At 57.4% G+C, this 12542-nt stretch carries 9 protein-coding genes; 2 read left to right on the plus strand and 7 right to left on the minus strand.

What is annotated here, in order from left to right:
• Together MRBLMR1_RS24990 and MRBLMR1_RS24995 are read right to left on the minus strand one after the other, a co-directional pair.
• Positions 1–786, minus strand: a complete 786-nt coding sequence (locus tag MRBLMR1_RS24990) for a metallophosphoesterase (protein ID WP_500066878.1) — start codon at positions 784–786, stop codon at positions 1–3.
• 100 nt (positions 787–886) lie between these two features.
• Positions 887–1648, minus strand: a complete 762-nt coding sequence (locus MRBLMR1_RS24995) for a DUF6030 family protein (RefSeq protein WP_404945267.1) — start codon at positions 1646–1648, stop codon at positions 887–889.
• 407 nt (positions 1649–2055) lie between these two features.
• Here MRBLMR1_RS24995 and katG point away from each other — a divergent pair, with 407 nt between their 5' ends.
• Positions 2056–4245, plus strand: coding sequence for a catalase/peroxidase HPI (gene katG, locus MRBLMR1_RS25000; RefSeq protein WP_500066879.1), 2190 nt, complete (start codon positions 2056–2058; stop codon positions 4243–4245).
• Between the two features lie 81 nt (positions 4246–4326).
• Here the strand turns inward: katG and MRBLMR1_RS25005 are convergent, their stop codons facing one another.
• The 5 genes from MRBLMR1_RS25005 to MRBLMR1_RS25025 all read right to left on the minus strand — a co-directional run bounded on the left by MRBLMR1_RS25005 (position 4327) and on the right by MRBLMR1_RS25025 (position 9787).
• Complete coding sequence (locus MRBLMR1_RS25005) at positions 4327–4470, minus strand: hypothetical protein (protein WP_183685031.1); 144 nt, start codon at positions 4468–4470, stop codon at positions 4327–4329.
• Positions 4471–4614: 144 nt separating this feature from the next.
• Positions 4615–5922, minus strand: coding sequence for a UDP-glucose dehydrogenase family protein (locus MRBLMR1_RS25010; protein WP_500066880.1), 1308 nt, complete (start codon positions 5920–5922; stop codon positions 4615–4617).
• 115 nt (positions 5923–6037) lie between these two features.
• Positions 6038–7465 (minus strand): mannose-1-phosphate guanylyltransferase/mannose-6-phosphate isomerase, encoded by a 1428-nt coding sequence (locus MRBLMR1_RS25015; RefSeq protein ID WP_500066881.1) that lies wholly within the window; start codon positions 7463–7465, stop codon positions 6038–6040.
• A gap of 46 nt (positions 7466–7511) precedes the next feature.
• A complete protein-coding gene (locus MRBLMR1_RS25020) occupies positions 7512–8936 on the minus strand; it encodes a phosphomannomutase (protein ID WP_500066882.1) in 1425 nt (474 codons plus the stop codon).
• Positions 8937–9151: 215 nt separating this feature from the next.
• Entirely contained in the window at positions 9152–9787 is a 636-nt protein-coding gene (locus MRBLMR1_RS25025; protein WP_500066920.1) for a sugar transferase, read from the minus strand.
• A gap of 1075 nt (positions 9788–10862) precedes the next feature.
• Here MRBLMR1_RS25025 and MRBLMR1_RS25030 point away from each other — a divergent pair.
• Positions 10863–12296 carry an O-antigen ligase family protein gene (locus MRBLMR1_RS25030; protein WP_500066883.1) on the plus strand — a complete coding sequence of 478 codons (1434 nt, stop codon included), beginning with the start codon at positions 10863–10865 and terminating at the stop codon, positions 12294–12296.
• Positions 12297–12542 lie beyond the last annotated feature (246 nt).

Genomic DNA, 12542 nt, shown 5'->3' on the forward strand with positions numbered 1-12542 from the left:
TCAGACGAAAGCCTTTTGGCTGCCATCGATTTTGAGCACGGTCAGTTTGCCCGAGTAATAGGCGCCCGTGTCGATGCCGATGCGGCCCATGCCGATATCCGGCGTCGGTTGCGGCGTGTGTCCGTGAACGATCAGCAACGGCTGACCCGGGCCTTGGCTCAGAAACGGTTCCCGGATCCACATCAGGTCTTCGTCACTCTGTTTGTCCATTGCCACTCTTGGCCGCAGACCCGCATGGACGAAAACGATATTGCCAATCTTCAGGCAAATGGGCAGGTTGGCCAGGAACTGTCTGTGGTTTGCCGGAATGGCCTCGGCAAGTACCCCTTTAAGATCGGCCAATCGCCCTTTTCTTCTGGCGGTAAGGTGATGGATATCGATACCGTAGGAGATTAAAGTCTGTTCGCCGCCAAGGCTGAGCCAGTCGGTATAAAGCTCGGGTTCTTCGATGAACTTGCTGAAAATGTCATCGTGATTGCCGCAGAGCGCAAGCCTGCGCAGGCCCAGATCACTGGGTTTCTGTAGATGTTCGATCACCTGATAGGAGCTTGGTCCACGGTCCACATAGTCACCAAGCAATACGATCAGGCCGGGACGGCCCGTTCTGGCTATGTCTGCTGCGATGCGGGCTTCGGCTTCCTGGAGTTCTTTCAGACAGCCATGCACATCGCCGATCGCGTAGATCGGATAGCTTGCGGGTTCGTCACCCAGATCTATCCGGCGTCGGGAAGGCGGAGAAGGCTGGCCCATCGGGCGCCCCTTCATCCAGCCAATAAGTTTGCGCATTTAGTGCCGCCAATCACAGACAGGTAAGTCCCATAGACAATGGGAACCCGCCCCTAAAGGAGGGTTAACATACTGTCGATATTCGCAAATCAGGCTGTCTTCAATCGTTTACTGCAGGCAGGGTTAAGAGACGCGGGACCCTTGCCGTCTTCGTTGCCTGTTTGGGCATGCCCGTTTCTTGTTTTGTCGGCCAAAGTCTTGGATGATCCGCCGGGATTTTCGATGTCCGGTCTGTGCCGATCAGATTATATCGACCAGGGTTGCCGAGTTCCTGTCGAAACGTCAGACCTTGATAGCCTGCGTAGAAGTAGAAGTCCGCCTGGGTCGTGAGCATTTTCGTCAGTGTTTCGGAAAGAGCCGGGTCGCGCGGCATGGCGGCAGCCAGATGGAAAAAGGCGAGAGCCTGCGTCGCAAGCTCGCCATCCAGTTCGCCACTGGCGAGATTGAACTTCACGCGGATATTATCTGCTGGTTCATGAATAAGGCCACGGGCCTGCAGGAAAAGTGAGGCAGAGCGGTTCGCTCCGAGACCATCCCGCAGCATCGAACACTCCCAGCCGCGTTGCTCCGATTCGGCAAAAGCCGGTATTTCCTGCGCGCCTGCCGCCTGTCTGCTGCACATATCCGCCGGGGTAGGGTTGGCCTCGATAAGGCCGGGCGCGATGGTGAACCCGGGCCAAGGCCACCGGGAGATGGGTTTCGAAATCCTCGCCACCTCACTCGAGGTTGATACCGTCGCTACGCTTGTTGCCGGTACCGGAAGGGGAATGCCGAGAAACAGAGAAAGCGTCTTGAGGTTTCGTTGATCGTTGGCAAACAACACGGTTGCGGCAACCCCGCCGATAACCGCAAGAATCAACACGATCAGGGGCCAGCGTTTCGCCGGTCTAGGTGGTGAAGCGGCCATCCGGGAGTAAGGACGAGGGGCCATTGGATCCATGGCTCGGGGTGAATTTGCGGGTTCGGATCCGACGCGGCTGAGACGTTTGCCACGAAAATCTCCTCGCCATACTTATATCATTGAATTTCAGTAAGTTCAAAGTGCGCCACGCATCCCTCTCGCATATCGGCAATCCTTTATTTCGATATCTTTTTCCTATCGATATTATATTTAAATCCAACTTAAAACTATCGGTAAATCCGTTTATTTGATTTGCCGAAGAGAGGATCTGCACCAGCTTAACCTCATGCAACACAATGGAGCGCGAGGGCGATCTCACTCGATCCCGTCCTTCGCCAAGATATAACAATGACCGGAAGGAGATCGTCATGGATGCCAAGTCTAGCGAAAACAGTGGTAAGTGTCCCGTCGCCCACGGCGGCACGCCGCGTGGACGTTCGAACCGTGACTGGTGGCCCAGCCATCTGAACGTACAGATCCTTCACACCCATTCCCCGCTTTCCGATCCGATGGGCAAGTCCTTCGATTATGCCGAAGAGTTCAAGAAACTTGATCTTGTCGCGCTGAAACAGGATCTCCACGCGCTGATGACCGATAGCCAGGACTGGTGGCCGGCCGACTTTGGTCACTACGGCGGCCTGTTCATTCGCATGGCTTGGCACTCGGCCGGCACCTATCGCATCACCGATGGCCGAGGTGGCGCCGGCATGGGGCAGCAGCGTTTTGCACCGCTCAACAGCTGGCCCGATAACGTCAACCTCGACAAGGCTCGCCGCCTCCTGTGGCCGATCAAGCAGAAATACGGCAACAGCATATCTTGGGCCGACCTGATGATCCTGACCGGCAATGTCGCGCTGGAATCGATGGGCTTCAAGACCTTCGGTTTTGCCGGCGGCCGTGCAGACGTTTGGGAGCCGGAAGAGCTTTATTGGGGGCCTGAAGGCACCTGGTTGGGCGACGAGCGTTATAGCGGCGAACGTGAGCTTGCCGAACCGCTCGGTGCAGTGCAGATGGGCCTTATCTATGTCAATCCGGAAGGCCCGAACGGCAATCCCGATCCGCTCGCCTCTGCCCGCGACATCCGCGATACCTTCGCCCGCATGGCGATGAATGACGAAGAAACGGTAGCCCTGATCGCCGGCGGCCACACATTCGGCAAGACTCATGGCGCAGGTGATGCGTCCTTCGTCGGGATCGATCCGGAAGGCGGCGAACTGGAAGCGCAAGGGTTGGGCTGGTCCAGCAAGTTCAACAGCGGTGTTGGCACGGATACGATCGGCAGCGGCCTGGAAGTCACCTGGTCGCAGACCCCGACGCAATGGAGCAACTACTTCTTCGAAAACCTCTTTGGTTTCGAATGGGAGCTGACCAAGAGCCCGGCCGGCGCCCATCAGTGGGTGGCCAAGGATGCGGATGCCTCCGTGCCGGATGCATTCGACGGCGCAAAGAAGCATCGCCCGACCATGCTGACCTCTGACCTCGCGCTGCGCTTCGACCCGATCTACGAAAAGATCTCGCGCCGTTTTCTCGAAAATCCGGCCGAGTTCGCTGACGCTTTTGCCCGCGCCTGGTTCAAGCTGACCCATCGCGACATGGGCCCGAAGGTTCGCTATCTCGGCCCTGAGGTTCCAGCCGAAGACCTGATCTGGCAGGATGTCATTCCGGTGATCGACCATCCGCTGGTCGATGATGCCGATATCGCCAGCCTGAAGGAAAAGGTCCTGGAGACCGGCCTTTCCGTCCAGGAACTGGTCTCGACCGCCTGGGCCTCTGCCTCGAGCTTCCGCGGCTCGGACAAGCGTGGTGGTGCCAATGGTGCCCGTATCCGTCTGGAGCCGCAGAGGAACTGGGAAGCCAACCAGCCGGCACAGCTCGCCAAGGTGCTTGGCGTGCTCGAAGGCATCCAGCAGAGCTTCAATGCCGCCAATACGGCGGGCAAGAAGATCTCGATGGCTGACCTGATCGTGCTGGCTGGTGCCGCCGGTGTGGAAAAGGCCGCCAAGGCAGCAGGCCACAGCATCGTCGTTCCGGTCACGCCTGGTCGCGCGGATGCCTCGCAGGAGCAGACCGACGTTGCGTCCTTTGCCGCATTGGAGCCGCGTGCTGACGCGTTCCGCAACTACGTCAACACCGGGCGCACTCAGTTCCTCAAGGCTGAAGAAGCTCTCGTCGACCGGGCGCAGTTGCTGACCCTGACAGCGCCGCAGATGACCGTTCTGCTCGGTGGTCTGCGCGTATTGAATGCCGGTGCACCAAGCCACGGGGTCTTGACCGACAAGCCGGAAGCACTGACGAATGATTTCTTCGTCAATCTTTTGGATATGGGGACGGTTTGGACACCCAAGGCTGGCGAGACCGGCGTTTACGAAGGGCGCGATCGTCATTCGAACGAACTGAAATGGACCGGCACGCGCGTCGATCTCATCTTCGGCTCGCATTCGCAGCTCCGCGCTATCGCGGAAGTCTACGCCCAGTCGGACGCAAAGGAGAAGTTCGTCAGAGACTTCGTGACCGCTTGGGTCAAGGTCATGAACGCAGACCGTTTCGATCTGGTTTGATCATAAGATTAGCGCCGGGCGGGATTTCTCGCCCGGTGTTTTCGCTCGCCCGAGCGCCCAAGGTTTTTAGGCTGAGAACTCCTAGCGGACGCTCGCGGTCGTCATGCCATCAGTCGACGCGCCGGTCAGGCCGGCATAAAGCGCCAGAGTTCCATGCAGCATGCCCGCCCACATCAGAATCGAGACGGCGAACACCACGATCATATTGCGAAGACGAGATGACATCTGAACCTCTTGAATGAAGGCTCAATGTGCCATTTGAAAGTTTGCGCGACGTGAACCGAAATGGTTAGCAATCGCCAACGAAAATGCCGACAATTTCAGGAAACCGCATTCTGTCCGTTATAATTTCGGCCGATATGGGCCTTCTCAGCCGCTATTCTTGCCTATGCTGTGATAGGTAAACCCATGCGGCTCGACCTCATGAGCGCGATAGACATTGCGCAGGTCGACGAACACCGGTGTCGCCATGATCGTTTTCAGCCGGTCAAGATCGAGCGCCCGGAACTCGTTCCATTCAGTCACCAGAACCGCGACATCCGCGCCTTCGGCCGCCTCGTAAGGATCGGTGGCGAAATCGATCTCCATCATCTGACGTGCGTTGTCCATGCCCTCCGGATCGTAGCCGGCAACGATCGCGCCGGCATCCTTCAGCGTCTGGACAATCGCAATCGCCGGACTGTCGCGCATGTCGTCTGTATTTGGCTTGAAGGTCAGGCCGAAGATCGCAACCTTCTTGCCGCGCACATCGCCGCCTGCGGCTGCAATCACCTTGCGGCCCATGGCCCGTTTGCGGTTGTCGTTGATCGCAATCGTCGTCTCGATCAGGCGAACCGGGCTTTCATAATCCTGCGCGGTCTTGGCAAGAGCAAGCGTATCCTTCGGAAAGCAGGAGCCGCCGTAGCCGGGACCCGCATGCAGGAATTTCGAACCGATGCGGCCATCGAGACCAATGCCGCGCGAGACGTCCTGTACATCCGCACCAACCCGCTCGCACAGATCCGCAATCTCGTTGATGAAGGTGATCTTCATCGCGAGGAAGGCATTGGCTGCATACTTGATCAGTTCGGACGTGCGGCGGCTGGTGTAAAGGATCGGCGCCTGGTTAAGGTAAAGCGGCCGATAGACTTCGTTCATCACCGGACGGGCACGCTCGTCGGAAATACCGACGACGATACGGTCCGGCCGCTTGAAGTCTTCGATTGCTGCACCTTCGCGCAGGAATTCCGGATTGGAGACGACAGCAAAATCGGCCTCTGGATTGCTCTCGCGAATGATCCGCTCAACCTCGTCGCCGGTGCCGACCGGTACGGTCGATTTGGTGACGACAACCGTAAAGCCTTTCATCGCCTCGGCGATTTCCTTCGAAGCGGCATAGACATAACCAAGATCGGCATGGCCGTCGCCACGACGGGAAGGAGTGCCGACAGCGATGAACACGACATCAGCTTCGGCAACAGCCGGCGCAAGCTCGGTCGTGAAGGAGAGGCGACCTGCCTTGACGTTGGTTTCGACCAGCGCATCGAGGCCCGGCTCGAAAATCGGGATGATGCCTTGCCTCAGCGCCTCGATCTTCTCTTCTGCCTTGTCGACGCAGATCACCTTGTGACCGAAATCGGCAAAACATGCCCCAGACACAAGCCCGACATAACCCGAGCCAACCATGACGATGCGCATAGAGCTGCCTTCCTATCAAATCATGCCAATCGATCGATAAGACTTTTCGCCGACAGATCGATGACACCGCAGCCGGCAACATAAGTACCGGCTAGGCTTCTTTTTAGAGCAGCTATTACCCGCGCCCGAACTCATCGACAATGCGGATGATGTCGTCTTCCCCGAGATAGGAACCGGTCTGCACCTCGATCATTTCGAGCATGATCTTGCCGGGATTGGCGAGGCGGTGGACTTCACCCTGCGGAATGTAGACCGACTCGTTTTCGCGCACGATCTTGATCTCGTCGCCGACCGTGACCTCCGCCGTACCCTTGACGCAGATCCAGTGTTCGGACCGGTGATGATGCTTCTGCAGCGACAGCTTCTTGCCCGGTGTGACGAACAGCCGCTTCACTTGGAACCGGTCACCGTTGAGGATCGATGTATATCCACCCCAGGGGCGATAGGAGGTCGGATGGGTCTGGGTCAGTGCTGCGGTGCCCTTGGTCGATCCCAGAAGCTTGACCAGCGAGCCGACACTCTGGCTCTCGTCCAGCTTGCCGACATAGACGGCGTCCTCGCTGGCGATAACGGCAACGCCATCCAATCCCTGAACTGCGAGATGGCTGGTGCGCGACATCACGAGCGAATTGCGGGTGTTGACCACCGTGGCATTGCCGAGCGCGACGTTGCCGTCGGTATCCTGCTTACCGAGCTTCCATACCGCATCCCAGCTTCCCATGTCGGACCAGGAGAAGGAGGAGGGGACGACCGCAGCATTGGCCGTCTTTTCCATGATTGCGTAGTCGATGGAAATGTCGGTCGCCTTGCCAAAGGCTTCGGCATCGAGCCGCACGAAGTCGAGATCGTTCTGCGCCTTGGCAACGGATGCAGTCGCCGCATCGGCCACAGCCGGTGCATATTTCTGCATTTCGGAGAGAACCTGTGCGGCACCGAACATAAAGATGCCCGAGTTCCACAGGAAGCCGCCGGCGGAGAGCATGGCGGCGGCCTTGTCTGCATCCGGCTTCTCGACGAAGCGTTTCACAGCCTTGGCGCCATCGCCAAGATCCTTGCCGACTTCGATATAACCGTAACCGGTTGCCGGCTCGGTCGGCATGATGCCGAAGGTGACGAGCTTGTCGGCCTTGGCAGTCTTGAATGCGATGTCGATCGCTTCCTGATAGCTTTCGCCGGAGACGATCTCATGATCGGAAGCAAGAACCTGGATGATGGCGTCATCTCCGAATTTCTTCATCACGAAGGCGGCGGCAGCAGCGACGGCCGGTGCCGTATTGCGCGCAGTCGGCTCCAGCAGCACGCCGGAGAGCTTGATGTCCAGTTCGCGGGCCTGCTCGGCGACGAGAAAGCGGAAATCCTCGTTGGTGATGACGACAGGCGCCTCGTAGTGGCTGCTGTCGGAAATGCGCTCCAACGTCTTCTGGAACAGGCTGAGATCATCGGTGAACTGGATGAACTGTTTTGGCGCGCTCGCACGCGAAAGCGGCCAAAGACGTGTTCCCTTGCCACCCGCCATGATTACCGGAATGATCTTGTCAGTCATGCTTGCCCCGCCTTGTGCCGTTCTGTGTTCAGTGCCGGAATTGTCTTTAAATCTTGCGTTCGGTCGCAAAGCGCCGGATCAGCGCCAGGCCATCTTCAAGCAGCGCCGCAGCAGCCTCTTCCGTCCGCGCCTCGACATAGCAACGCATTTCGGGTGCATTGCCCGATGGACGCAGATGGATGATGCGGCCGTCCTCAAGGGTGACCCTCAAACCGTCGATATCGCTTTGCTTTGAAACTTTGCCGAGCGACGACAGGAAAGTCTCGAGGTTTTTGTCCGATTGCCTGAGATATTCCATCAGTGCGGAACTCGTCTCGATCGGAAAATTTTCCAGCCGGTCCGCCATGGCAACCGGCATCCGGAAATCCTCTGCCAGTTGCGAAAGGCGCAGTTTCTTTTGCGCGGCAAGCCAGAGAGGCGCCAATATGGGAAGAAAGCTGTCGCGTGTCGGCAGTGGGCGGATGGATCCGCTCGACAGGGAGAAGGTGGAGGCGGTCAGCAGGCCGCCATTGGCCTCGAACCCCATGACCTTCTCATGCCCCGCTGCCAGTGCCTCGCTCATGCCGGCAATGACGAAGGGAGAGCCCACCCGCGTGCGAACCACGCGGAAGCTGCCGTTCGCCTCGATGGCGGAATTGGACGTGACCGGTGTCACGACAACGTCTGCGCCGAGGAAGAGGGAGGAGATCAGTCCGAGTAGGTCGCCGCGCACCGGCTCGCCGGTTTCATCGGACAGGAGAGGGCGGTCTCCGTCGCCATCGGCTGAAACGATCGCGTCCAGACCATGTTCCCGAACCCATTGGCGTAGCGACGCGATCGTCTCAGGTGAAACCGCCTCGGTATCGACCGGAATGAAATCCTCCGAAAACCCGAGTTCGACAACCTCGGCTCCGTAGTGCCGGATCGCTTCGATCAGCAGGTCGCGTGCGACGGTCGAATGCTGATAGACGCCGATTTTCAGTCCGGTGAGCGCGCCGGCCGGCAGGATGGATAAGACACGCTTGGCAAACATCGCATTCGCAGCTTCGCTTCTGTCGGCTGCCGTGCCGGGCGTTGCATCGATCTCGGCATCACCCAGTTCGGCGGCGATCGCCGAGATCTGCAATTCGTCCTGTTTGTCGATTTCGCCGTCGGCGCGATAGAACTTGATGCCGTTACGATCGGCCGGAATATGGGAACCGGTGATCATCAGCGAAGCGGCGCCAATCTCAAGTCCGTAAAGGGCAAGTGCCGGTGTCGGCAGCGCTCCGCAATCGAGTGGGACTAGTCCCGCGCGCTCCAGCGCACCTATGCAGGTTGCGGCGATGGACGGACTGGAAGGGCGGAAGTCACGTCCAACCAGAATATGATCTCCGGTCTTCGCAAGCCCGCTTCTGATCAGATGGGTCGCGAATGCCTGCGCATAAAGTGCTGATGCACGACCTTCGAGATCGGTAACCAGGCCTCTCAGTCCGCTCGTGCCGAATTTCATTGCCAATCCACTATATTTAAAGCCTCAGTCTACTTAGTCGATACTCTCGTGTTCTGCCTGCTTTTCAGAAAACATATTTAACGTCTAAAATTTATGATGGTCAGCAACAAAATGCGCGCAAAGAGAGCGTGGCCAAACTGAATCTGGCACCACACGGTCGCTGATGATGTGCTTGAACGTTGCGCATGGTCCGGCATCGAGCGATGCCGGCACACTCAAAATCCGTTGCCGCCTTTGAGTTCGGAATAGACGGTGCCGGCCATGATCGAAATGTCCATCCACAGAGAGAAGTTCTGCACATAGTGGAGGTCGCAGGCTATGCGTGCTCTCGCCTTGGAAGCCCGGTCCGTCGGGCCGCGGAGACCGCGCATCTGGGCAAGCCCGGTCATGCCGGGGCGCATCGCATGCCGATCATGGTAATCCGGCACGAGCTCTTCATAAAGAATGCCTGCAGCGAGCATGCCGACGGCGTGGCAACGCGGCCCGACAAGCGACATGTCGCCCTTCAGCACGTTCAGCAGCTGCGGCAATTCATCAATATTCAGGCGCCGTATGACGCGACCCACTCTGGTGATGCGCGGATCATCCCGCACCGTCTGCGCCACGCCTGACTGATCGCATTGATCGACATACATCGAGCGGAACTTGTAGATCTTGATGATCCGGCAGTCCTGACCCCAGCGATTCTGGCGAAAGGATACTGGCCCTCTACTTTCGAGCTTGATGAGAAGGCACACCGTCAGCAGCACAGGAGCGAGAATTACCAGCGCACTGGCCGAAACGATGATGTCGATGAGCCTTTTGGCCGCGAAATGCCAGTAAATCCGGGCGCGCAGCTGGTTCAAGCCCATATGCGACGCATCGCTATTGGGTGATAATGTTTCAGGTCCGTCCAGTTGTAGGGTATTCACCGGATTCACCACACAATTATATTATGGATCAACTTTATGGTGACCTAATAGCGCACAAGTTTCTCGCTGTCAGCGAAGAAATTAAAAAAAGGTTAAATATGATGTCAGGCGCAATGTATATCGCGCGCATACGGGCCTCCTGGAAATCAATATGCCTAAGTAATACCCGGCGATATCCATCTATTTATAGTGGATAAAGGCCCGCTGATGTTCACCGGAAATGCACGGCTTGCGTGCGATGGTGCCCGTTATACGCCTTGGTTTGTAAGGATTGTATGCGGATCTGTGTAAATGTGGGGCTGCGGGCGGCAGGCTTGAGCATTCGCGGCCCGGGATGCTGTTACAGCAGATAGAGTACGAGCCCGATGGCGAGTGCCCAGATCGCCAGGGAAACACCGAAAACCAAAAGATAATTTTTAAAACGCCTTGTCATGATTCTGATCATGCCTCGGCTGCGCTGATGGTTAAAACCCAGCCAAGATTTATGGCTGACATTTCGTTAATGGCACTGTGTCTGATTCGGCCCGTTTCGGGAAACTGCGTTGAAACAGGACGACTTGCCTGTGAATAGTGCTTTCGAACGCCCGCTGACGAACATCGTTTGCAATGCCGGGGTAGTGATGGCCGAGGGAGGCGTCTGCGGAGACACGGTTACGGCGACAGTCATCAGGCGCGAACCGCCGCGAGATGCACAAGACTAGGCGAGGCCGCATGGTATTTTGATTGCGAACGCCAAGGTCGTCTTTCGGGCTGCTTTTGGTCGAAGTGATACATTCAACATGGCTCAAAGTCTATGGTCAAAAAATGCTCGGCTATATTGTTGTCTATGCTTCCGCTGCGCCGGCATCTTGTTTACAAGCTCACGCTTGTGAACTTTGTTCCCGGTCTGATGCCGCGATCGCAATTCGGTTTTTCCAGGCTGGATGCGGAGTGCCTTCCGGGTGGCACGACGCGGGCCGGACGATAGACGGGCAGGTGGGGACGGGCAGGTGAGGACGGGATGCAAGAGGGGATGATGGCGGAGCTTCCGAGGGAAGGTGCCGGGCGCAGGATGCTGCGCGGGACGCTCGTTTTGCTCTTTTGGCTGCCGATTCTGATCGGGTTGTTGAACTACGGTGCCGTCGAAATCCAGGCCGTGGTGCTGATGATCGTTCCGGTCTTCACGATGATTGTCGCCGTATCGATCATAGGCGGTATATCGGAGAGCACCAGGCCGGCAATGGTTTCGGCTGTTGTTCTGCTTGTCATGACCTTTTGCTGGGTAGCGTTGCAGGTGACCCCCTTGCCATCCGGCCTGCTTGCGCAACCCGCCTGGCAGGATGTTGCCGGCATGTCTGTCCATGGTGCTGCCGGCATGTCCCTGACACCGGGTGACGATTGGCCTTCCGTTTTGCGGGTCGCATTGCCGTTCGGCGTCTTTATGCTCTCGCTTCTGTTATTTGATACTGATGATCGAGCCGTCGGAGCGGTCAGGGTTCTGGCTGTATCCGGGGGCATCGTCTCGATACTGTCGATCCTGCAGTTCGAAATCGCGCCTGACACTTTGCTCTTCTGGTCCAAGATTGCATATGCCGACAGTCTCACCGGCTTTTTCGTCAACCGGAACACCGCCGCTACCTATTTCGGCCTGATCGTCCTGCTGAACCTCGCGTTTTTGCTTCGCGCGCTCGGCGATCCGGGTGTCGGCCTGGCCGATCTGCGGCGCTGGTGGTATCGCGAACGCAAGTTGCCGGCGCTCGGTTATGCTTTCTGGTTATCGGCTTCGCTGATTGCGCTCATGCTGACGAAGTCGCGCGCCGGCCTTCTGTCGAGCGTCATCGCCATAACCTGCCTTCTTGTTCTCCGGCTCTTTCGTCGATCCAGAGGACGGCGGATGGGGCAGCCTTTCACAAAGCCACGGATCGCTCCCTGGCTGAAGCGCAGCCTTCAGCTCGCAGCCGTCGTGCTGATCCTGCTCTTCGTGCTCCAGATGCTTGGCGGCAGAACTTTGCTGCGGGCTGAAACCCAGGGCCTCGGCGATAGCCGTTACTGCGTCATGCCCGGAATATTGTCGGCAATCGTCAATCATTTTCCATGGGGTTCCGGCCTTGCGAGTTTCGAGGACGTTTTTCCCGGCTATCGCGATCCGGCATGCGGCCTTTTCGGCATGTGGAACAGGGCACATAACGTCTATCTCGAGGGCGTCTTTACTCTCGGGCTGATATTCGTGCTCATGACGGCGGTGGCATTGCTGATGTTGGTCCGTTTTTTCGTGATCGGTTTGCGCCAGCGACGGGGGCTGAGGTTCGCACCGGAAATCGGCCTTTCAGCCCTTTCTCTTGTCGCATTCCATTCCGCTTTCGATTTCTCTCTTCAGATATCGGGAATGGCTGTCATCGTCGCAGCCTTGCTGGCGCCGCTTGTGACGATCAGCCTTAACCCGCCGGGAAAATCGTCTTCGGCCGGGTGATGAGTGTGGTTGTGACGAAATATTGAATGACAACTCATGATTTTCTTTCTTCTTCTTGGTCGGAGCTGATACTCCTTTCCAATGCTGGTTTTTCCGGGTGATTTATTGTGTTGAGATCAGTTTCTGATCACTTCGCGATAGCCGGATGTGGCCGTTAACTAACTGTTTGAACATTTATCCCTTCAATCATCTGCAGGGATTAACTTGCGTCTAACCATTCGTTATTCGTGTATTCATAATATGTTG

The organism is Neorhizobium sp. LMR1-1-1.1, assembly GCF_040675795.1.
Taxonomy (GTDB): domain Bacteria; phylum Pseudomonadota; class Alphaproteobacteria; order Rhizobiales; family Rhizobiaceae; genus Neorhizobium; species Neorhizobium cellulosilyticum.

Coding starts and splice junctions, on each gene's coding strand:
- MRBLMR1_RS24990 (WP_500066878.1), bottom strand. CDS start 786: ATGCGCAAACTTATTGGCTGGATGAAGGGGCGCCCGATGGGCCAGCCT.
- katG (WP_500066879.1), top strand. CDS start 2,056: ATGGATGCCAAGTCTAGCGAAAACAGTGGTAAGTGTCCCGTCGCCCAC.
- MRBLMR1_RS25005 (WP_183685031.1), bottom strand. CDS start 4,470: ATGTCATCTCGTCTTCGCAATATGATCGTGGTGTTCGCCGTCTCGATT.
- MRBLMR1_RS25010 (WP_500066880.1), bottom strand. CDS start 5,922: ATGCGCATCGTCATGGTTGGCTCGGGTTATGTCGGGCTTGTGTCTGGG.
- MRBLMR1_RS25015 (WP_500066881.1), bottom strand. CDS start 7,465: ATGACTGACAAGATCATTCCGGTAATCATGGCGGGTGGCAAGGGAACA.
- MRBLMR1_RS25020 (WP_500066882.1), bottom strand. CDS start 8,936: ATGAAATTCGGCACGAGCGGACTGAGAGGCCTGGTTACCGATCTCGAA.
- MRBLMR1_RS25025 (WP_500066920.1), bottom strand. CDS start 9,787: ATGGGCTTGAACCAGCTGCGCGCCCGGATTTACTGGCATTTCGCGGCC.
- MRBLMR1_RS25030 (WP_500066883.1), top strand. CDS start 10,863: ATGGCGGAGCTTCCGAGGGAAGGTGCCGGGCGCAGGATGCTGCGCGGG.